Source organism: Acidobacteriota bacterium (assembly GCA_039030395.1).
Taxonomy (GTDB): Bacteria; Acidobacteriota; Thermoanaerobaculia; order Multivoradales; family JBCCEF01; genus JBCCEF01.
The window spans coordinates 1-20,975 of sequence record JBCCEF010000015.1; the positions used below are offsets into that span (position 1 = coordinate 1).

Annotated in this window: 17 protein-coding genes and 1 tRNA gene; 12 read left to right on the forward strand and 6 right to left on the reverse strand. The window is 64.7% G+C overall.

Going from position 1 to position 20,975, the window contains the following annotated elements:
* Positions 1 to 223 (reverse strand): hypothetical protein (locus AAF481_14030; protein MEM7482291.1); only part of this gene is annotated, 223 nt, incomplete at its 3' end.
* A gap of 237 nt (positions 224 to 460) precedes the next feature.
* Between AAF481_14030 and AAF481_14035 the strand changes: the two genes are divergently transcribed.
* Together AAF481_14035 and AAF481_14040 are read left to right on the forward strand one after the other, a co-directional pair.
* Complete coding sequence (locus AAF481_14035; protein ID MEM7482292.1) at positions 461 to 2,344, forward strand: hypothetical protein; 1,884 nt, start codon at positions 461 to 463, stop codon at positions 2,342 to 2,344.
* A gap of 21 nt (positions 2,345 to 2,365) precedes the next feature.
* Positions 2,366 to 4,594 (forward strand): transglycosylase SLT domain-containing protein, encoded by a 2,229-nt coding sequence (locus tag AAF481_14040; protein MEM7482293.1) that lies wholly within the window; start codon positions 2,366 to 2,368, stop codon positions 4,592 to 4,594.
* Here the strand turns inward: AAF481_14040 and AAF481_14045 are convergent.
* The gene (locus AAF481_14045) at positions 4,573 to 5,085 is read right to left on the reverse strand and encodes a hypothetical protein (GenBank protein ID MEM7482294.1); all 513 of its coding nucleotides are present in this window, start codon (positions 5,083 to 5,085) and stop codon (positions 4,573 to 4,575) included. The genes AAF481_14040 and AAF481_14045 overlap by 22 nt on opposite strands.
* 9 nt (positions 5,086 to 5,094) lie before the next feature.
* Positions 5,095 to 5,691 carry a hypothetical protein gene (locus AAF481_14050; protein ID MEM7482295.1) on the reverse strand — a complete coding sequence of 199 codons (597 nt, stop codon included), beginning with the start codon at positions 5,689 to 5,691 and terminating at the stop codon, positions 5,095 to 5,097.
* A 289-nt stretch (positions 5,692 to 5,980) separates the two neighbouring features.
* Here AAF481_14050 and AAF481_14055 point away from each other — a divergent pair.
* The 7 genes from AAF481_14055 (at position 5,981) to hutI (ending at position 10,611) form a co-directional block, all read left to right on the forward strand.
* A tRNA-Ile gene (locus AAF481_14055) sits at positions 5,981 to 6,053 on the forward strand.
* A gap of 118 nt (positions 6,054 to 6,171) precedes the next feature.
* A complete protein-coding gene (locus AAF481_14060) occupies positions 6,172 to 6,930 on the forward strand; it encodes a hypothetical protein (GenBank protein ID MEM7482296.1) in 759 nt (252 codons plus the stop codon).
* Between the two features lie 5 nt (positions 6,931 to 6,935).
* Positions 6,936 to 7,712, forward strand: a complete 777-nt coding sequence (locus AAF481_14065) for a YggS family pyridoxal phosphate-dependent enzyme (GenBank protein MEM7482297.1) — start codon at positions 6,936 to 6,938, stop codon at positions 7,710 to 7,712.
* A gap of 143 nt (positions 7,713 to 7,855) precedes the next feature.
* Positions 7,856 to 8,356, forward strand: coding sequence for a DivIVA domain-containing protein (locus AAF481_14070; GenBank protein ID MEM7482298.1), 501 nt, complete (start codon positions 7,856 to 7,858; stop codon positions 8,354 to 8,356).
* The gene (locus tag AAF481_14075; protein MEM7482299.1) at positions 8,353 to 8,640 is read left to right on the forward strand and encodes a hypothetical protein; all 288 of its coding nucleotides are present in this window, start codon (positions 8,353 to 8,355) and stop codon (positions 8,638 to 8,640) included. Before AAF481_14070 ends, AAF481_14075 begins: the two co-directional genes overlap by 4 nt.
* A gap of 7 nt (positions 8,641 to 8,647) precedes the next feature.
* Positions 8,648 to 9,346 (forward strand): nucleotidyl transferase AbiEii/AbiGii toxin family protein, encoded by a 699-nt coding sequence (locus AAF481_14080; GenBank protein ID MEM7482300.1) that lies wholly within the window; start codon positions 8,648 to 8,650, stop codon positions 9,344 to 9,346.
* Positions 9,343 to 10,611 carry an imidazolonepropionase gene (gene hutI, locus AAF481_14085; GenBank protein MEM7482301.1) on the forward strand — a complete coding sequence of 423 codons (1,269 nt, stop codon included), beginning with the start codon at positions 9,343 to 9,345 and terminating at the stop codon, positions 10,609 to 10,611. Before AAF481_14080 ends, hutI begins: the two co-directional genes overlap by 4 nt.
* Before the next feature lie 32 nt (positions 10,612 to 10,643).
* Here the strand turns inward: hutI and AAF481_14090 are convergent, their stop codons facing one another.
* From AAF481_14090 to AAF481_14100, 3 genes are all read right to left on the reverse strand, one after another.
* The gene (locus tag AAF481_14090) at positions 10,644 to 12,014 is read right to left on the reverse strand and encodes a hypothetical protein (GenBank protein MEM7482302.1); all 1,371 of its coding nucleotides are present in this window, start codon (positions 12,012 to 12,014) and stop codon (positions 10,644 to 10,646) included.
* A gap of 10 nt (positions 12,015 to 12,024) precedes the next feature.
* Entirely contained in the window at positions 12,025 to 14,748 is a 2,724-nt protein-coding gene (locus AAF481_14095; protein MEM7482303.1) for a glycosyltransferase, read from the reverse strand.
* A gap of 415 nt (positions 14,749 to 15,163) precedes the next feature.
* Complete coding sequence (locus tag AAF481_14100; protein ID MEM7482304.1) at positions 15,164 to 16,378, reverse strand: GDSL-type esterase/lipase family protein; 1,215 nt, start codon at positions 16,376 to 16,378, stop codon at positions 15,164 to 15,166.
* Between the two features lie 336 nt (positions 16,379 to 16,714).
* Here AAF481_14100 and AAF481_14105 point away from each other — a divergent pair, with 336 nt between their 5' ends.
* The 3 genes from AAF481_14105 to AAF481_14115 all read left to right on the forward strand — a co-directional run bounded on the left by AAF481_14105 (position 16,715) and on the right by AAF481_14115 (position 20,868).
* A complete protein-coding gene (locus AAF481_14105) occupies positions 16,715 to 18,289 on the forward strand; it encodes a sulfatase (protein ID MEM7482305.1) in 1,575 nt (524 codons plus the stop codon).
* A gap of 119 nt (positions 18,290 to 18,408) precedes the next feature.
* Positions 18,409 to 19,899, forward strand: coding sequence for a cell division protein FtsZ (gene ftsZ / locus AAF481_14110; GenBank protein ID MEM7482306.1), 1,491 nt, complete (start codon positions 18,409 to 18,411; stop codon positions 19,897 to 19,899).
* A 90-nt stretch (positions 19,900 to 19,989) separates the two neighbouring features.
* Entirely contained in the window at positions 19,990 to 20,868 is an 879-nt protein-coding gene (locus AAF481_14115) for a hypothetical protein (protein MEM7482307.1), read from the forward strand.
* Positions 20,869 to 20,975 lie beyond the last annotated feature (107 nt).

The window sequence follows — 20,975 nt, forward strand, 5'->3', positions numbered from 1 at the left end:
CCTCACCCTCGACCTCTTCCGCGGCCTCTTCCATCGCGGCCTCGGCCGCCTCGCGAGCGGCAGCGAGCTCGGCGCGCTTGTCGTCCAGCGAGGCCTTCGCCTGCTGAAGCTCCTCCCACTGCGCGTCGAGCGCCGCGGCAGCCTGCTCTTCGATGCTCGGACCACAGCCGACACCGGCCAACAACAGAACCAAAACTACGCAGATACCTATTGAACGCTGCATTGAACGCCTCCTCTCGTGCTCGGGAATTCGCTCGGGAAGGTACCATAGGGGCGCTGCCCAGACAACCCGATTCCGCGCCCCGCGGCCTGTTTGGAGCGGCTCGTCGGCAAGCTGTAAACGCTTCACGAATCGAGTAGTTTCGGCGCCCGAACGGCTTGACACGATGATCGCCCGTCCCCAATAATCAAACGCCCTTTCGGGCATTTCATGGAATCCGTCGCGCGGGGAGATTTTCAGATGTCGTTGACCGAAAAATTTGCGCAGCTCGATGGAGAGATTCGAGACCTGTTCGAGAAGACTCTCCAAGAGCACCGGGAAGGCCTCAAGCAACGCTTGCGCGAGGGCCAGGAAGAACTCCTCCGGTCCCTCGAAGAAGCGCCGCCAGCCCTCCCCGAAGGCCTGGTCGATCCGGCCTCCCTGACGGCAGCCGTGAAAGGCGAATCGCGCAGCGAAGCCCAGCGGGCCTTTCTCGCCACCTTGCGCCGATTCGACCGCTGCCAGAGCCAGACGGAGGTCCTCCAGGTGTTGCTAGAGGAGAGCGGAGCCTTCGCCGCACGGCGGGCAATCTTCCTCACCCGGAGCGAGGAGGCGACCGGCTGGAGCGGCGCCGGTTGGTCCGATGACGACGGCTCCGGCGAGACCATGCGGGGCGTTTCCATCCCGTTCGATGCGGACGACGGATGGGCGCGGCTGCGCGACAGCGGCGGCACCATCGCCCTCGGATCCGCGCGCTGCGCCGCCCTGTGCAGCCGCCTCGAAGCCCCGGTGCCCCAGGAAGGGGTCATCGTCCCGCTGGTTCTGCGCGACCGCATCGCCGCGGCGCTCTACGCCGATCGTCCGTCGGACGACGATTCCTTCGACATCCCCGGCCTGCAGGCGCTGGTGTACTTGGCCGCCCAGAGCATCGAGACGCTGGCCTTCCGCGACCGTCCGTCCACCCCCAGCCTGTGGCTGCAGGGCGAGTCGCCGGAAGAACAGCCGGCACTGGCGTTATGGGACAGTTCCGCGCCGGCCACCCCTCCAGCGCCCACGACTCCGGCGCAGCCCGCCCAGGAAGAATCCCAGGCGACCGAAGAACCGGCCACCGAACAACCGGCGACCGAAGAACCGGCGACGGGGACTCCCGAGAGTATCGACGCCGACGCTTCGGAAAGCGCCGCCGCGAGCGTTCAGGAAACAGGGTTCCAGACCACCGATATCCCCACCCCGCCACCGACGGCGCCCCCCGAGCCGGAGGAACCGGAGCCGGCGGTGGAGGAAAGCGCGGCGGAGGAAGGAGACGCCTCCGGCGATTCCGGACCGGCCCTCGAGGAACTCCAGGAAATGGAGCTGGCCGATGCCGATTCGAGCTTCTGGTCCATGCCCCAGGAAGTGGCGGACCAGACCCTGATCGGCCACTCGCAGATCGGAGATGGGTCGATCGGTCGCGCGCAGATCGAAGAAGCGCAGGCCGAAGACCAGGGGGCCTCGCCGGAAGACCTGTTCGAGGAGGACGAGGTTCCCGCCGAACCGCCGCCCATCTCTTCGACCCTCGAACTGGGCAACGTCGACCTCGAAGCGGTGCGCGAGGAACACGAACAGGCCGCCACCCAGGCGGACGAAGGGGAAGCAGTGGACGCACCCACCGAAGAAGCCGTCGCTGAGCCGGCACCGACGGGCGGCGAGGTGGGCCAGGAGACGGTGATGATCGACCGCTCGCGCTTCGCCGGCACCTTCGGAGATCCGCCACCGGCCGCCGCGGCGCCGCCGGAAGATCCCAGGGAATCCACTCTCAGTTCCGGCGCTCAGGTGGTGCCGCCGCAGGATGTCGACGGTCCCGGCTGGGCCTTCGCCAGCCTCGATAGCGCCTCTGCCAACGAGGCCGCCGGCGATGCCGAGCACGAAGAAGCCCGGCGCCTGGCCCGCCTGTTGGTCAGCGAGATCCGCCTATACAACGAAGAGCAAGTGGAAGAAGGCCGGCGTCACGGCGATATCTACCGCCGGCTCAAGGACGATATCGACCGCTCACGCCAGATGTACCGGGAGCGGGTGAGCCAGACCATCGCCGACTCTTCCGACTACTTTCAGCAAGAACTCGTGCGCATCCTGGGCGCCGGAGACGCCAACGCCCTCGGCATGTAGCGCACACAACCTTCAATTGGGGTGAGTCCGATCATCATTCGACGCCTTCTCCTGTTCGCCCCGCTGATCCTGACCGCTTCTTTTTTGTCGGGATCGTCACAAGAAGAGTTCGTCCCGGCGCTGCGGCCCGCCCCGACCGATTCCCCGCCGCCGGGAGTCCTCGCCAAAATCTCACTGCGCGACCACCTGGCGCCTTTCGGCGACGCCGCCGAGGCGCTGCGAGCCGGCGACTGCTCCACCGCCATGGAGTCCCTCTCCGCGGCCGCCGCCGGGGAGGCTCCGCAAGCCGCCGTCCGCCTGGCGCGCGGTTTCCACGCCCACGCCTGCGAGGACATTCAGGCCGCCGAGCAGCTCCTCGCCGCCGGCTGGAACGGCAGCGAGCTGGAGGATTGGCGCCTCTACCTGCTCGCCGATGCGGCCGCGGCGGCGGAACACGGCGCGGCCGCCGAAGAGGCCTTCGAAGCGCTGCTGTCGGCCTTCCCAACCTCTCATCTGGCCCCCCGCGCCCTGCTGCGATCCACCGAACTGGCCCACCTGCGGGACGATCCCCTCACCGCCGCCGAGCGCATCGAGCGCGGCCGCCGGGCCGACCTGCCGGCGGCGCTGCGCGGTGAGCTGGAACGGATCGCCTGGGAACTCGGAACCGCACAACAGAATCTCGACTTGCTGCGTTCCGCGCGCCGCTATCTGCTGACCGAGGAGCCGCTGGTCGCCCAGGATCTCGAACTGGCAGAGGCGCTGCGTCAGCCGTCCGGCGAGATCGCCTGGGAACTACTCCTTGAACCGTCGGACCTCACGCGGCGAGCGGTGCGGCTGATCGAGGTCGACCTGCCGGGAGCCGCCTGGACCACCCTCAACAGCCTGCCCGATGGGGAGCGCGGAGCGGATTGGAGCCTGCTGGCCGCCCGCGCCCTGACCGCCGACCGACGAGGCGCCCGGGCGCTCCAGGTGCTGGCGTCGCAGGAGACCGCCGACCCGGTCGTCGAAGGGCGCCTCAACCTGGCCCGGGCGGAAGCGGCCCTCGACGCCGCGACGGCGCGCAAGGGCCGCACCAATTTGCCGACGGCGGAACGGAAGGCACTGCGGAAACAAGCGCTGGTCTACCTCGACCGGGCCGCCCGCCGCCCGGAATTGGCGGCAACGGCCCTCACGCGGATGTTCCGGCTGCTCGATGAGCCGGAGCAGTTCGAACAGGCCCTCGACGTACTCCAGCGGCTGCGGACCCTGGACCCGGACAACACCCTCGGCGCCAAGTTCCTGTGGCAACTCGGGTGGCGCGAATTCGAGCGGCGCAACGCCTCCGGGGCGATCGGCTACTGGGCGGAACTGGGAACCCTCTACCCGGAGAGCCGCTACCGCCGCGCCGGCACCTACTGGTCCGGCCGCGCCTTCGAGCGGTTGGGCGAAAAGGAGCGGGCGGACCAGGTGTTCCACGCCATCGCCGCCGCCGACACGACGGACTTCTACCGCCGCTTCGCCTTGACTCGGCTCGACCTGCCGGCGGAAAACCCCGGCCCGGCCGCGGCGCGGCCCTGGCCGAGCCATCCGCGGCTGGATCGCGCCCTCCTGCTGAGCGATCTCGGCCTCGACCACCTGGCGATGACCGAGATGGACGCGGTCATCGAGGCCCACGGCGACGCAATTCCCGAAAGCACCTACAAGGCGCACCAATCCGCCGTCTTCGCCCGCCAGGGAAAGCGGGTCGAGAGCATTCGTCGCATCCGGCAGGCGTTCCCGGCCCTCGGCAGCGCCGAGCAGGCAGGGGTGCCGGAGCGCGCTCTGGAGCTGTACTACCCGGTCCAGTACGAGGACCTGATCCGACGCCACGCCCGCGACCAGGGCCTGCCCCTGCACTTGGTCCTCGGCATGATCCGCCAGGAGAGCGCCTTCGACCTCCAGGCTCAAAGCTGGGCCGGCGCCCGTGGCCTGATGCAACTCATGCCGGCGACGGGCCGCGAGGTCGCCGGCCGCCTCGGCCTGCGCTGGTCGCGCTCCCGCTTGGCCGACCCGGCATTCAACGTGCAGCTCGGCACCGCCTACTTCCGCGAAGTGCTGGCGATGTTCGACGGCAACGTCGAACTCGCCCTCGCCGGTTACAACGGCGGTCCGTACCGCATCAAACGCCTGTGGCGACAGTCCCCGGATGGCGAGTTGGACGTCTTCGTGGAGGGCTTGAAGATCGAAGAGTCGCGCAACTACGTCAAGCGCATTCTGCTGCTGTCGGACAGCTATCGACGGCGGGTTTCTTGATTCGAAGAGCACACCTGACGGGCCGCGGCGGAGCGCTCGCGATCCTGTGGTTCGGTGTTGCGCTCCTCGGGTGCGGCAACCCGGAGCCGGGCACCGGCGCCGAGCCGCCGGCGCCGAGTGTGCACCGCGGCCCGGTCCTCCTCGTTACCTTCAGCGGCTTGCGGGCCGATGCCCTGGGACCGGCAACGCCAAGTCTCCAGAGCTTTGCCGAATCCGCGACCTGGCGAGGCACGGCGATCGCCGCTTCGACCCGCAGCGGGCCGAGCCTCGCCACCCTGGCGACGGGACTCCAGCCCTGGTCCCACGGCGTGCTGCACTACGACCGCGCCGGCCTGGGGTCCGAATACCGCACCCTCGCCGAAGCCTTTCGGGCCCTCGGCTTCACCACCGGCGGCTACTCCGGCGGCCGTTGGTTCCGTTCGAAATTCGGCCTGGCGCAAGGATTCGAAACCTTCGCCGCCACCGGCCGGGCGCGCCGGGCCGCCGGCCATCTCGAAAGCCTAGAGCGAGGACCGACCTTCCTGTGGATCGACCTCGACGCGCCCCGCAGCCCCTACGTCCATCGACCCTGGCTGGAACAGAAGCTCGACCGACCGCTCCCTCCCGACCTGCCGGAGCGGCTGACCACCGCAGATCTCCAGGACTACCGCTTCGACTCGCCCGCCGCCGGCGAACGACTCAGCGCCCTCTATCGCCTCAACGCCGCCTACGCGGACACCCTCTTCGAGCGCTTGATCTCCGCCCTCGACCGCAGTGGCCTGGGCGAAGAGACGCTGGTGGTGGCGACGTCCCTGTACGGCGACGAACTGGGCGAGGAAGGCCGCGCCGGCCACGGCCAATCCCTCGCCCGCGGAGCCATCGAAGTGCCCCTGTGGATCCGCTTTCCGCAGGGCTGGAACCGGCCGCTCGCCGTACCGGAAAATCAGCCGGTGGCGGCAGCCCGCTTGTGGGCCACTCTGGTCGAAGCGGCCGGCGGTGAGGTACCGCCCGCCATCGCGCCATCGCTCTTCCGCCCGGCACCGGCGGGAGCCTTGTCGGAGCTGTACCGCACGGAGACCGGCGAAAACCTGTTCTCGTGGGTCGAGGACGACCGCCAACTGGTGCGACGGGTTTCCTTCCCACCGGATGCCTTCGCCACCACCCCGGCCTTCATCGGCAGTGGGCCGGTGGCGGAGACCTCGCGGGTTTGGTTGCCGGCCGGGAGGGTCGAAACGATCTCCGACGGCCGCCCGGAGGAGACCCCCGAGGCGGCTCACATGGCCGCCCGTTGGCGAGAGCTGGAGGCCGCCGGGGCAACCCCCGAACAGCTCCGGAGAGAGCGTTTCGCGGGCCGAAATTCCCGTTTTTCCGATGGTATAGTCAGCCCTTCCCCAGGTCGGGGATTTTGGGTCCATAGCTCAGCGGTTAGAGCGTCCGGCTCATAACCGGCAGGTCCCTGGTTCGAATCCAGGTGGACCCACGGCTGTCAAGAAACCTGGCAGTCGGCCGCAACGGGTGAACCCACGTCGCGCGGAGGTCGAGGGACCGCATTTGAAAGTCGCCGCCACGATGCCGCAGGCAAGCGAAGAAAGACGAGCATGAGCCGAGATCTCGAAAACGTCATTGCGCTTCACCACACGCTGGTTTCCCTCGAGGAGGCGCGCCGCCAGCTCAACGAGATTCCCGATTGGATGAGCGAACTGCACGCCGAGCACACCGCCATCCGCCTCGAGATCGAAGAACTGGAAGCCAAGGCCGACGAAGCGGGCCAGCAGCGCCGCGCCGCTGAAGCCGCCATCGAGGACGCGCAGGAAAAACTCAAGCGCTACCAACAGCAGATCAACGCCGTCACCACCCAGCGCGAGTACGGCGCCCTGCTGTCCGAGATCGACGCCGTCAAGAACCAGATCGCGGGCGAAGAGGAGCAGGGCATCGCCGCCCTCGAAGGCGCCGAAGCGGCGCGCAAGGAAGCCGAGGAAAAGCGCGCCAGCTTCCAGGAACTCGACGACCGCTACAGCAGCGAGCTCGCCAAGTGGGAGGCCGAGAAGCCGAGCGTCGCCGAGCGCGTTGCCGCCCTCGAAGCAGAAGAAACCGAAGCCCGCAAGGCCGTGCCGCGCCCCATCGCCTCCCTTTTCGAGCGCATCCGCGACCGCAGCGCCGGCGTCGCCCTGGCGGCGGTGCGGATCATGGAGCGCCCCGGCGGCAAAGGTCCCCGCGAGTGGCACTGCGCCGTCTGCAACTACCGCGTGCGGCCGCAGGCGGTGGTCGACATCCGCAACAACTCGGCCATCGTGCAATGCGATGGCTGCAAGCGCATCCTCTACCTCGAGGAACAGAACGAGAACGGCACCGTCTGACCACCATGGTCGGTGCCGAAGGGGTCGGGATCGAAAGGGCCGGGACCGATGGAGTCGACGCCGAGGGGGTCGACACCGACTCCGCTGCGGACCGGCTGCGCCGGATTCACCAGCGAATCGCCGAGGCCTGCGAACGCAGCGGCCGAACTCCTCACCAGGTCACCCTGGTCGGTGCCTCCAAACGACAGAGCGCCGAACGCCTGCGGGCGGTGCGCGATGCCGGCCTGCGAGTATTCGGCGAAAACCAGGTCGGGGAAGGCGAGGCGCACCGCGATCTGCTGACCCCTTCGGCGGCGGGCGAAGCTCTCGAATGGCACCTGATCGGCCCCCTCCAGTCCAACAAGGCCAAGCGAGCGGCCCAGCTCTTCGAGGTGTTCCACGCCGTCGACCGGGTGAAGATCGGACGCGTCCTCGACCGTCATCTCAGCGAGGCGAATCGGCGGGCCATCGCCTTTCTGGAGATCAACCTGGGGAACGAGGAGAGCAAGCACGGCTTTGCGCCGGCAGCCGTGGCCGAGGCCGCCCGGTCGCTGGCGGACCTCGAACATCTCGACATCCGTGGCCTGATGGCGATCCCGCCGCCGGAGGGGTCCGAAGATCGCGCCCGGCAGTGGTTCCAGCAACTCGTCCGCCTGCGCGATGACCTCGATCGCCGTCCCGAATGGGCCGGACGCTTGCGCCACCTCTCGATGGGCATGAGCGGTGATTTCGAACTCGCCGTCGAAGAGGGTGCCACCCACATTCGAGTAGGTACTGCCTTGTTCGGCCCTCGAAAGAGCTAACAGGGTGCTGAACCAGGCCTTCGACCTACGGTTTCAGCTACCCTGCTAGCTTTCTTCTGTCGGGGACTGCAAGGGGATGAGGAGTTTTCAGCGCCCTGCTAAGTGGTGGTAGAATCGGCGCTTATCCCCCGCTGGGAGACCCAATGGCACTGACTCCGCTCGAAATCCAGAAGACCCGTTTCTCGCAGAAGCTGCGCGGTTTCGACCCCCAGGAGGTCAACGACTTCCTGGAGATCGTGGCCGAAGAGCTGGCCAAGCAACTCGCTGAGATCGACCGCCTCGGGCGCGAAAACCGCTACTACCGCCAGCGCCTGGAAGACGCCGGTCAGCGCGAGCATCAGCTCCAGGAAACCTTGCTGCGGGCCCAGAAGGTGTCCGACGAGATCACCGACGCGGCCAAGCGCGAGGCCAAGTTGATGGTCAAGGAATCGGAGATCGCCGCCGACAAGGTAGTGCGCCAGGCCATCGAGCAGTCCACCCGCATCGAGAGCAAGGTCGACGGCCTGCGGGTGGCCCGACGGGAACTCCAGCTCAAGCTCAAGAACACCATCGACCTGTTCCAGCGCATCCTCGAAGCGGACATGGAAGAGGATCGCGAGACGGCCGTGGTGCGCACCCTGCCGCTGAAGAAAAAAGAAGCTTGACCCCCGCTTCCTGCCCCTTACCCTCACAGACCCGCCGATGGTTTTTCGGCTACAACGCCGAGCGGCTGGACCCCTCGTCCCCCTTCATCGCCGGTCGCCTGCTCGAAGAAGGTGACGGCGACGACCTGCGGTGGCTAGCTTCCCAGGTGGACGAGGCCGCCTTGCGAGCGGCCGCGGATCATCCGAAAAGCGAGCTGAGCCGGCGCAGTCGGGCTTTCTGGCAGCTCTTGCTCGATATGGAACCGGTGGCAACCCACTCTGAAGTCTGGCCCCTCGACCGCTAGCTCACCGGTGCACCTCACCCCCGCCAGCCGAGAACTCCTCGCCGCCCTCGCGGAGCGCCCCTGGAGCGACGACTTTTACCTCGCCGGCTCTGCCGCCCTCGCCCTCCATCTGTGCCATCGGCCGGTACGCGATCTCGATCTGATGAGCACCGGCAACACCCTCGCCAGCCAGCATCGCCGAGATCTCATGGAGGATCTCTTGCGCTTCGATCCAAAACTCCGAGTGGAGACGGCTCGCGATGGCTATCTCTCCACCCGCACCGGCTTTGGGAGCGAGGAAACTGGGCACTGCGGCCTCAAGTTCTTCTACTACCCTTACCCCCAGATCGAATCCCACGACCACCACGCCGGCCTGGCCGTATCGAGCCTGATGGACCTCGGCCTGATGAAAGTCGGCGCCATCATCAGCCGCGGCTCCTGGCGCGACTTCCTCGACCTGTTCTTGATCTGCCGGCGGATACCCCTGGACGATTTGCTCGCCTGCTCCAATCAGAAGTTCCCCCATGTGCGAGACTTTCCGCTGCAGGCCCTGAAGGGCCTGGCCGACCGCTCCACTGCCCGGCGACAGCCCTTTCCGGAGATGGCGCATCCCGATTCTGGGAACACCCTGCAGCGCGAGGAGATCGAGAGCTGGTTCGATGACCAGGTACGACGCCTCGGCCGAGCCCATGTCGGCCTCGACTGGCACCCCCCGGAGACTCCATGACCGACCTACTGATCCACAATCTGTCGGAAGTCGCCACCCCAGTGGGCAACGGCCCGCGAAGCGGCGCGCACCAAGCGGCCGTTCACCGCCTCGCCGGCCACGAAGTCCTCGTTCGCAACGGGCGGATTGCCTTCGTCGGAACCCCCGAAGAGCGCCAGCGGCAGCACGGCGACCTGGTCGAGACGCCACGCCTCGACGGCGAAGGCGGCACCCTGGTACCGGGTTTCGTGGATCCCCACACGCACCTACCGTGGGCCGGCAACCGCGAGGACGAATTTGCCCGACGACTCGCCGGCGCCACCTACCAGGAGATCGCCGCAACCGGCGGCGGCATCCTGGCGACCGTCCACGCCACCCGCGAAGCGAGTGAAGGCGAGCTGTCTGAGAAAGTTCTCCGACGCCTCGACCACATGCTCATCCACGGCACCACGACCGCCGAGGCCAAGAGCGGCTACGGCCTCAACCTGGACGACGAGCTCAAACAACTCCGGGCCATCCAGCAAGCGACCGAGGCTCACCCGGTGGATCTGGTGCCCACCCTCCTCGCCGCGCACGAGGTACCTCTCGAATATCGCGACCGGCGGGATGCCTTCGTCGACCTGGTGTGCGAAGAGATCGTGCCGGCCACCGCCGAAGCGGGCCTGGCGCGCTTCTGCGACGTGTTTTGTGAGCGAGGCGTCTTCTCCGCCGAAGAATCCCGCCGGGTCCTCACCGCCGGCGCAGTCCACGGGTTGAAGCCTCGCCTGCACGCGGACGAGTTCGTCGATTCCGGCGGTGCCGAGCTGGCGGCGGAGTTGGGCGCACTGTCCGCCGACCACCTCATCGCCATCTCCGACGCCGGCATCGCCGCCCTCGCCGGCTCCGGCGTGACGGCGGTGCTCCTTCCCGGCACCAGCTTCTTCCTGATGAAGCACCACTACGCCCCAGCCCGCCGCCTGATCGAAGCCGGAGTACCGGTGGCCCTGGCGACGGACTGCAACCCCGGCTCCTCCTACACCGAGTCCCTGCCGATGGTTTTCGTCCTCGCTGTCTTCGAATTGGGCCTATCCATCGAAGAGAGCCTCACCGCCGCCACCTTGAACGCCGCCGCCTGCCTCGGCCTGGGAGGAGAGATCGGCTCCATCGAGGCCGGCAAACGAGCCGATCTGGTGCTGCTGGATGCCCCCAACCTGCTCCACATGGCCTACCACTACGGAGTGAACCCGGTGAAGACCGTGATCAAGCACGGACGTATCGCCTATCGCGCCGCCAAGGTAGAACGGTAGAACGCCGCTACGCCTCTTCTACGGGCCTCGGTTCAGCTCTCGGCGGTTAGGCGGTGGGCCTCGTAGGCGAGCTTGGCGCGAAGCTCCGGCTCTTCGATCAACCGACAGCAGGCGGCGGCATACTCCGACGACCGATCGGCTTTCAAAAAGTGGAGGCCATCGGCCGGCTCGCGGCCGACCTCCTTGCTCCAGCAACCGATCGGAGGTGCGCCCTGCGCCGCGGCGCGGGCGATCGCCGAGGACACCGGGGAGACTTTCCTGGGGAGGAGGCAGGCAACCGCCGGGGCGGAAATTGATTTGCGCCCGTCGTCGACCTCGATTCGAACGTCGCCGAAGCGCTGAAGCACCAGTGGCAGCACGTTCTTCTCGAAAAACTCGAGTTCCTGGCGTATCGCGGCTTCATCTTCGAGCATCGGCAACACCAGGGTCGGCCCGCTTCCGCGACGAGGCGCGAGGGAACTTACCGCAGCTCCAAGATGGCTGATCGCGGCCGACCAGCCGCTCCGGCTGTTCCCCTGCGCTTTCACCGCGACGCTCGCCGCTCGGGTCCAACCGAGCCACTGCCAGGCGGTGTCGCCGAGCGCCTCATCCAGCAGGTCGAGCTCCGAGGCACGTTCGATCGCCCGAAAGTCGAAGCATGGGGCGCCGAGGGCAACCAATCGCGCCGAGAGCAGATGCTCACGCAGAATCGCTTTGCTCTTGCCCCGAAACAAAGCCAACGTGGATGGGTCGAGCCGGAACTGCGAGTGCCAACCTTGTGCCAGCACCTTCGCGTCCGCAGGGTTCGTGGTAAGCCACTCGCGCAGGAGGTGCTGCAGGTTTTCGCTCAACGGAGCATCGGAGAGAAACGGCTGCCCCGGATCGTTGCTGAAGAAGAGCTCGTCTTCGATCGGAAAGGCGACCGGCCGCAGATTGGCGATCCGTTCTGCCGGAAGGAAGAGCAGACTGGTCCTGAGCCAGGCCTCATAGCAGTAGTCGAGGATGCGACAGGTCTGCATGAAGCTATCGACCCAGCCGATACAAGCCTGCCGGCGGCGGCAGACGTTGAGAATACGGTCGTTGATGAGCTGGAGTACGGTGTCACCATAGGCCGGCAAAGCGTCGGTGGACAGGATATAGACCTCGGGCGGCTCGTCGCGACGAGAGAGCCAGTCGATACCACGGTCGAAGGCCGAGAACTCCCAGGCGGAATTGTCGCCCCCGATGTGAACCAGCGAGCCCGAAACCTGATGCTCCCAGTCGCCGGACATGGCGTTGTCAACGACGACATAAAACGGATCGGCGGTAAGCCCGGAGAGCGCCGCGAACAGCCGCGGCAGGGTGTGGGGGTACCGGCTCCGATCGTGCTGGACCAGGACCACACCGACCCGCGGCGCCGATCCGTTGCCTTGTTTGAAGGTCATCGTCAGCGCCTCAGCTCTGGCAACCGATCTCGAGCTGGTCGAGTAGACCTTCGACAGCTTCAGTAGCCACCGTACGAGAGAACCGCGTCCGGACTCGCTCCTGCCCGGCTTGCGACAGTCCCTCCCAGAGCCTTCGGTCACGGTAGACCTCGACCACCGCGTTGGCAAAGTCGACAGGGTCGTCGGCGATCATTCCATCGACGCGGTGCTTCAGACCGACGCCCTCCGCCGCCACTGAGGTCATCACGCACGGCACACCTTCGGCCAGGCTCTGGGTCACCTTGCCCTTGACTCCGGCCCCCCAGCGCAGCGGAGCCACCGATAGGCGACAGCCCGAAAGATAGGGCTCGAGATCGCGAACGTGGCCGCGAACCACGACTTGATCGCTGGCCAGCCGATGGATCGAGTCCGGCGCCTTGCTGCCGACCAGATAGCACACCGCCGAAGGGAGCGCGAGGCGAATCTTGGGCAACACCTCGCGGATCAACCACAGGGCGGCGTCGACATTGGGAGGATGCTCGAAGCCGCCGACGAAATAGAACCCCTGACGTCGGTCGAAGCCTGGCACTTGCTCGCGCACGCCGTGGATCAGCGAGACCAGGTGGACGTCGTGTCCAGGCAGCTCACGAGCCAGCATCTCGCCTTCGACCTCGCTGACGACCAGTGTGGCGTCGGCGCGCGCGGCAATGGCGAACTCTTCGGCGCGGACCCGCTCCGCGTCCGCAACGAGCGCTTCGTTCGCCTCGATGGCGGCCCGGCGCTCCAGGCGGAGGAATTGGAGATCCACCGTGTCGAAAACCAAGCGGGCCTCCGGACAAAGCTCGCAAATCATGTCGATGCAGCCTTTGGCGATGTGGAATCGTGACACCAGCACGAGATCGAACCGGCGACCGTTCTCGAGCAGGTACGAACGAACCGACGAGACATGCGGCGTCGCGACCACCGCGACATCTCTGTGCTCGAGGCGGCGACAGTACGGTTGCGCGGCGAACAGGTTCTCCGGCAGAAAAGTGACCTCGAAGCCGAGATGCTGGAAGACGGTGATCAGCTCCATCATGCGTAGCGAGCCGGCGTCCTGGTCCGGCGTGGGCAGGCGGTGGTCGATGATCAGAACCCGTCGTTGGCTTCTCGGCTCGAGCGCCACCTGCTCTACCCTTAGCGGCTTCGCTGCGGGAACCTCGACCTGCCGTCGATTCGCCGAAAACCAGTTCGGCCGCAAGGAGGTCAGCCACCGAGTGATGCCGGCGTAGACCTTCCAAGAACGACTGCCCCAGAGCAGATCGATCAGCTCGCGGGACCGGTTCGCGGCAAACTCGATCGCCCGCGACTGCTCAGCCCAGTACACGTGATCGTCGAAATGCCGCTCGGTCTGCTGGGAAACCACCGCAACCTGGCGCTCGAGTCCGTCGACAGCGCGCTGAATCTGCTCCAGTGAGCGGCGACCCGACCTTTGCCGGTGTTCACGCTCAGCCTGCCGTCCGGCCAGTCGCTCGATCTCCTGTTGCTGAAAGATGAGACTGTCTCGATTCCAGCTCACGGCATCGTCGCGCTGGCGGTCGCACTCGGATTTCACGATCTCCTGCGAAGAGAGATGGTCCAGTCGCTCGTCGACTCCGACCAGCCGCCGTTCGAAGCGCTCTTCGACTTCCGACAGTCGCTGGATCGACTGGCCGAGGATTTCGAGCGCGCCCTGCAATTGGCGGATGCGCTGGCCGCGCTCCCGGCGCTCTTTGTCGACCCGGGTCGCCCAACACAGGCGCTCCTCAAGCTCCCCTTGCAGCTCGAGAATGCGGCGGGCGCGGGCCTCGGACTCACTCGCGAGCTCGTGCACCCAGTCAGTACGCTCGTCGAGCTCCGCCTGGAGCTGGACCATCTGGTGGCCGCGGCGGGCCGACTCTTCCTCGACTTGCTGCGCCCAGCGGGTGCGCTCCTCGAGCTCCGCCTGTAACTCGACGATGCGGCCATCGCATCGGCGAACGGCATCGGTCTCGCTGACGTGGAACGAGTCCTCGCCGACAATACTGGCGACATCGCCTTGCTCGTCCGAGCACAGGGCGAGGAGGTATGGAGACTCGTCTGCAGCGCCGTTCCCCGCCAGCCGGAACGAGGTCGGCGGCCCGACCGAACGGGCGGACCAGCGTTGCGAGCTGATCGTGGGTGCGGCACAGCGACGGTAGGCACCCTCCGTCGGCGATTGGCTAAACAGCTCAACCTGCGCGAAGTCCTCGCCCAGAACCTGCCTCAGCTCATCGGGAGTGAACCCATGGGTGTGGAAGGGATTCGGCTCGACCCCCGGCTCGCGACGGTTGAGGCGGGTGTTTGGCGTCGAGACCACAAACAAACCGCCGGGCCGCAGGAGTCGCTTCGTTTCCCTGAGGAAACGGCGGTAGGACGCCAGGCGCTCGATGAGTTCGAAGGACACCACCGCGTCGAAGGAATCGGGAGCCAGTCCAGCCATCTCGCAGTCCGTAACGCAAAAGCTCACACCAGGGCACTCGTATCGCGACCTGGCGAAGAGGATAGAGGCTGCTGAAACGTCCGAACCGACAACCCGGCGGGCGCCTCCCTGGCGTAGCATCGACGAACCGAAGCCAGTGCCGCAGCCAAAGTCGAGTACCTCGAGATCGCGCACCAAACGAGCCGCGAATCCGTAGCGAGAGACATGCTCGAGAAGAAGTTCGCCGTCTAATTTGCCCGGAACGACCCGCTCGCCGGTGAATTCGAGTTCGAACATCAGACTCTCCCCGTCCCCAAGTCCGCACCGTTCGGTCCACCCATCTGCGCTTCACCCCTTCCCCGGACAGCCGACCGGACCGATCGCTTAATTCAATTCACCGAACAGGCTCGTTTCAGCCCGTTCTCGGCGAATCTCAGGGTGAATCTTGAATCTAACCTTGGAAGAAGGCCTTCGAGAAAGTTTCGATTTTCGTTCCCGTCGCCGTACGAGTGACTCAGTTGGCGGGCCCGCGCATTTCCCTGCAATTCCTCAACGAAAACAACATCCAAATCAGAGTTCGCAGTATACCTTGCGACAAAATTTATATTAAAATATTGATAACAAATTTAATATGGTTTGATTCGACTTATCTGGTCCAGAACCAGGCCGGCCAGGATTTAAAAGACGCAAGCAAGTCTCAATTTTGAGGCGACTAGAAATCGACTTCTAAATCACGATTTCCGGATTCGAGCCACCAATCGGCGATCTTCCTGCCGACCACCGAGTATCCCGCTGCGGTCATGTGAGCGTCGTAAGGCCAGTACAGGCGCTGCCCCTCCGCCTCGGCCCGTGAAAGAGCCGGCGTCAGGTCGAGAAACGGCACAGCGAGCCGTTGGCAGGTCGATGCGAGATCGCGGGCATGGCGTTGGAAGGCTGGCGCCGTCAGCGTCTCCGCGGCGATCGGCCCGGACATCCGTCTCTGCTCGGGCAGGTAGCGGTCCGTCACTTGGTTGAGGGAGGGGAGAAACACCACCCACAAGCGAGTACCCTGGCGGTCGGTGAAGCGATCGAGAGCGCTCAACACCGGGGAAAGATCCACCGGCTCGACGAGCACTCGCTCGCTGCGGCGCAGTAGGTTGGTAATCGCGGGGTTGAGCCGCCCGGCCAGCATCGATTCAGCGATCTCGGGCTCGACGAACCGGTGGATGTTCTTCACCAGCTGCGGATCCGCGGCGAGCCGAGGCTCGATTGCCAGTGGGGTGGGCGTAGCGCTAGCGGGTCGGTGCCAACGCAGCGGCATCTGGTGGCCGCTGCGCAACCGGCGAACAACCTCGATCAAACGTGGTTTCCAGCGCTCGGTGCGCCCGAGATCGGGTTCGCCGGTCAGCAGGGTCTCGGGAGCTTCGGGAATCCGATAAACATCGTTCATGTAGAGCACGAGCACCAGATCGTCGGGTCGGAAGGTCGACACAGCGTCGCGAGCTAAAGCCAGGTATTCGTCGAGGCCGAAACCCCCGGCTCCCAGATTGAGCGCCTCAACCCGGTCTCCTCGGCGGCGCAGGAAGTGCTCGAACTCGGCGGTCAGGGTAGCGCCGCCGGGGGCGCCGTATCCCTCGACGAAGCTATCCCCAATGAAGGCAACGCGGCGGGTTCCCCGGCGTTTGCTCAGGCGCCATTGACGATCGTGGAAACCGTAGAGATTGAGCTGGCGAGTAAAGGAAGTACCGTCCGGCTCGGACCACCACCAGAGGGTTCGATGAGCCAAGTTCGCTCCACCGGCGCCGGCACCGGCGTTGGCGTAGCCGAGGCGGTTGAAATGGGGCAGGTCGGCCAACGGAAAGAGCACCCTTGCCAAAACTTCGAACGTCGTCAGCGAGATCATCAGGCCCAGAGCCAAGGTGCGTATTTTTCTACTCAGCCGACTCATGCCAGGACTCGGATCGGGAACGTCGAGAAAAGGGTCTTTGTACGGCTCTCGTCGCTTCGGGACTGCCTTGATATTTTTCTCCGTTCGGTCAAGGTTGATATGCGGGAGGTTATATTACGCCGAATCGCCGACGATGGCGCCGGCCGCTGATCGGCGACCCTCTGCCGAACTTTCGCCAAAGGGCCTCTCACGATGCAGACTTTGACTTCGCCCTCCAGGCCGCCGCTCCATGCTCGCGCCAGGCACTGCCTGACGGCTTGCTCGCTGCTGGTTGGTGCTGCCACCCTGTGCTGCGGGCCACCACCTCCGGTCTCCGAACTGGCGCAAGCTCTTCCGGTGGCACCGGGTACCAACGTCCTGGTCGTCACCTTTGACGCCCTGCGTGCCGATCGGCTCGGTGCCTACGGCTACGAGCGGCCCACCTCGCCGAGGATCGACGACTTCGCCCACGAGGCAGTGGTCTTCGAGCGCGCCTGGTCGACGGCACAGGCGACGCCGACCTCCTTCGCCGCCGCCTTCACCGGTCGTTGGCCGAGCCGCGTCTTTCAAGGCTGGGAGTTGGTTCCCGACGTCCCGACCGTCGCCCAGACTTTCGCCGCTGCCGGCTACCAGACCCGATTCGTCTCGGCTCAAGTGCAACTGGTGCCGGTGCGCGGCTTCGGCCGTGGCTTTGAACGCTACGAGATCATGCTGAGGACGCCGGAGAACGATGCCGACAACGACAACGTAGTCGACGACGAGGCGGTGCTCGAACGCTTCGTCAACTGGCTCCGCAAAGAGGCTCGGCCGCCGTTTTTCGCCTGGATTCATTTCATGGCTCCCCACTCCCCCTATCGCGTTCGGCCACAATCGGCTCATCTCTACCGGGCAGGCTATACGGGACGTTTCGCTACCACCACCGGCCACACCTTTTCGATCGAGACGGACGACGAATTGGAGCGAGTCCGGGATCTCTACGACGGCCAGGTACTCTTTGCCGACCGCACCTTCGGCCGCCTCCTCGACACGGTGGAGGAACAGGGGCTGGCCGGCAGCACCGTGGTCGTTCTCAGTACCGATCACGGCGAAGAGCTGATGGACCACGGCGGTGTCCAGCACTCGACGGTCTTCGAGGAGGTCATCCGGATTCCACTGATGATCCGACATCCCACCACCCGACGCGCGCAGCGCAGCCATCTACCGGTCTCGAACGTCGACCTCTTCCCAACCCTGGTCGAGATGGCCGGCCTGGAGCCGCCGGCCGGGCTCGACGGCGACTCGCTGCTCGGTCCGCTCGACGAGAACAGGTTGCGGCTGGCGATCGCCATGACCCATCGCACCGACCACTTCGTCGCGGCGGCGCGGGGCAACGAGAAAGTGATCGTCGACTGCCGTCAGGCGACAGGTGCGCTCTACGATCTAGCCGCCGACCCCGGCGAGCACGACAACCTAGTGGACCGCAGGCGCCGCCGGTACCATGAATTGATCGGCGAAGTCACCGAGCGCCTGGGAAGCTCCCCCTGTCGGGCGGTCAAACAGGCGATTGGCGGCCGGGCGGAAGACGCTGGACTGGACGAAGAGACCCGCGAAGGCCTCATCGCCCTTGGGTATTTAGGTGGCGGCAACCGAGCAGCGTCACCCAGAGAATCGGGCGAAGGGCTTTGGGCCGAACCCGATCCGATCCTGGCCTGCGAAGGTCTGATGATCGGGCGCACCCTGCTGTCATGGCGGTTCAAAGACGCCACGGGACCGCTGGAGATCCGCGTGGGTGCGCCGGACGGCAATCTGTTGGGGTCCGTCCCAACCGTCGGTTCGATTGCCACCGGTTCTTGGGTGACCGACGGTATGGAATTCTTCGTCGTCTCGCCCAGCCTCGGCGAGGTTCTCGCGTCGCGCTCCGTCGCGGTGACCATGGAAGGTTGCCCGGGCTGACCCACTCAACGGTTCGGCTCTGGTGAGGCCGGCAAGCGGGCAGATCTGGTGTTACTGGCAGCCCCGAGCTTGCTCGGCCGCTGCACAAGATCGTAGCTTGGACTAGAGAGGCAGAAGGTATGGCCACAGAAACCGCACACGTTTTCGTAAGCTATAGCCAACAAGACATATTTTGGCTCAATCGATTGACCGTACATCTGCGCCCGCTTGTACGGAAGTTCGGTCTCGACGTTTGGTCCGACACCCGACTCGAGGCCGGCGCAGACTGGCAAGGCGAAATAGATGCTGCCATCCGCAAGGCTCGGGTGGCGATATTGCTCGTTAGCGCCGACTTCCTAGGATCTGACTTCATAGCCGACAACGAACTGCCCCCTCTGCTCGAGAAAGCCGAGCGAGAGGGAACTCTCATCCTGCCAGTTGTCGTCAGTCCCTGCAGATTTCTTGAAACCAGAGAACTCTCTCAGTTTCAATCCGTCAACAATCCGTCTCGTCCACTCTTGGCTATCAGCAAGGCCGAGCAAGAGCATGTCTTCTTGAATCTTGCTATCCGTATCGAGAAAGAGCTGAAGCGTCTATCACCTCTCGGCCTCACGACCGCCGATCGAAGCCCTACCGTCTCAAAGGCCACCACAGGACCCGTCATCAAAGCGGTAGGAATTGGTGGAGGTGGGTGCAATACGATCGAACATATCGCTGAACGAGGGCTCAAGGGAGTTGAGCTGACATGCTTGAATACCGACGTGCAAGCGCTAACGGGACGATCTGCTGACCATGTGATTCAGATTGGCAAAAATCTCACCCGAGGACTCGGAGCAGGAGGCGACCCCAAAATTGGAAATCGAGCGGCACTCGAATCCGAAGAGGAAATACGAAACCTCCTCGCTCCGACAGACCTCTTATTCGTAACCGCCGGCATGGGTGGGGGAACCGGTACAGGTGGCATTCCGGTTTTGACACGAATCGCCAAGGATCTTGGCGTTCTTTGCGTTGCAGTCGTCACAAAGCCGTTCGGCTTTGAGGGAAAAGTACGATCGAGAGTGTCCAGCACCGGAATCAAAGACCTACTGAAATACGTCGACTCTCTGATAGTGATTCCCAACGACAGGGTGTTCGCCGTAGTAGATTCTCAGGAGTCCCTCCATGCAGCCTTCGCTCGTGTCAACGAAGTACTGAGATGGATTGTTGAAGGCATCTCATACCTCCTACTTCAACCAGGCCTCATCAACGTCGACTTCGCCGACCTTCGAACGGCCATGAAGGCAAAGGGATACGCAAAGATGGGAACTGGCATCATCTCAAAGGAAACAGCAACAGCCAGAGAGGCAGCTTTAACAGCGCTAGAAAACCCTCTTACCGAAGACCTTGTACCCGGAAGCGAGCAGAGCGTCCTAGTCAATGTCGTCGGAGGTGAGGACCTGACGATTGGAGACATCGAGCTTGCGGGAGCCGAGATCGGCCGACGCTTCCCGGAAGCCACCGTCATAACGGGCACTGCGATCTCAAAAGAACTCAAGGGGGAAATCCGTGTAACTGTTGTTGCGACAGGATATACAGATGTCAACAGCGAATTGACCAGCCTCAGCGGAACAAAAATGTGGACAGCCGAGTAGATCCGACAGGAATCAAAAGGAGACCGACGGGAACGGAGACCGTCTCCTGTTCGTAGATCAGAAGAAGCAAACCATGAAACGGGAGTCACGATGACGCGTCAAAAAAACGTTCTTGCGAACACTCTCATCACCCTTGCGGTGATTGCAACGACGATCTTCACGTCGACCGCAGAGGGCGAAGAGGCACCAAGCCTCGCTCCGTTCGTCGACCAGTATTCCAGCATCGAAAGCGTGTACATGAAAGCCTCGGCGGTCGTCTACATCGGCACACCGGAGGGTACTCGCGAGGGAAATGTTTCCTTCGAGTACTGGGAGGCCGACAACAGATACCGAATCAACAGCCGAGCCGACAAAGAGCTCGGTCTAGCAGAGGATACGGATGTCGCATTCGACGGGGAACAATTTCAAATCTGGCTCTTGGAGTCGGACATCCTGTCGATGGGCAAAGAGGACTCCAGAAATCCAACGGCTGCGATGATGAATCCCCTCTTCCTACCGGTGGATTTTCTTCGCACTGCCGATTCCGGAGATCTGCTGCTTCGATTGTCGGATGTCGTCGAACGAGCCGGCCAAGTCGAGAATGCCGAGCCGATCCCGGCCGCAGCATCGGCAAGTACGGCAGGTCAGCTCGCGTTCGTCGCGAAAGACGATAGTGGAAGTTACCAAGTCAGCGTCGCGCGGCATGCCGAAATGTGGGTGCCGGAGACGATCTCTCAGAGGAAGAGCGATTCTGGAATTCTCGGCAAAATCGAACTCAAGGACTACCGGTCGGTCGATGGAATCGTCCTGCCGCAAAGCCTTTCGGCGAGCGCTCTGGACGACCAGGGCCAGCCGGTGATGCGAGCCGAAGTGTTGGTGACGGACCTTGAGGTGAATCAGCCCATCCCGGACAGCGTCTTCGCCCTTGCGGGAACCGAGAAGACCAAGCGAAGGAACTCGGACACCCAGAACTCCTCCAACCCACCGTGAGAAGCGACAGCGCGGCTCGAGAGCGGGTTGACCCGCAGCGCGGGTCCGGCCACCGGAAGAACCCGTTCCGTGCCGTCCGCGCCCACCCCCCGATGGTATCCTCGCCG

Bases quoted from the DNA above. Each gene is read 5' to 3' on its own strand.
- AAF481_14035 (MEM7482292.1), top strand. From the start codon at position 461: ATGTCGTTGACCGAAAAATTTGCGCAGCTCGATGGAGAGATTCGAGAC.
- AAF481_14045 (MEM7482294.1), bottom strand. From the start codon at position 5,085: ATGGCCGGCGGCCCGGCGCGCCCGGCCGGTGGCGGCGAAGGTTTCGAA.
- AAF481_14060 (MEM7482296.1), top strand. From the start codon at position 6,172: ATGAGCCGAGATCTCGAAAACGTCATTGCGCTTCACCACACGCTGGTT.
- AAF481_14065 (MEM7482297.1), top strand. From the start codon at position 6,936: ATGGTCGGTGCCGAAGGGGTCGGGATCGAAAGGGCCGGGACCGATGGA.
- AAF481_14070 (MEM7482298.1), top strand. From the start codon at position 7,856: ATGGCACTGACTCCGCTCGAAATCCAGAAGACCCGTTTCTCGCAGAAG.
- hutI (MEM7482301.1), top strand. From the start codon at position 9,343: ATGACCGACCTACTGATCCACAATCTGTCGGAAGTCGCCACCCCAGTG.
- AAF481_14090 (MEM7482302.1), bottom strand. From the start codon at position 12,014: ATGACCTTCAAACAAGGCAACGGATCGGCGCCGCGGGTCGGTGTGGTC.
- AAF481_14095 (MEM7482303.1), bottom strand. From the start codon at position 14,748: ATGTTCGAACTCGAATTCACCGGCGAGCGGGTCGTTCCGGGCAAATTA.
- AAF481_14100 (MEM7482304.1), bottom strand. From the start codon at position 16,378: ATGAGTCGGCTGAGTAGAAAAATACGCACCTTGGCTCTGGGCCTGATG.
- ftsZ (MEM7482306.1), top strand. From the start codon at position 18,409: ATGGCCACAGAAACCGCACACGTTTTCGTAAGCTATAGCCAACAAGAC.
- AAF481_14115 (MEM7482307.1), top strand. From the start codon at position 19,990: ATGACGCGTCAAAAAAACGTTCTTGCGAACACTCTCATCACCCTTGCG.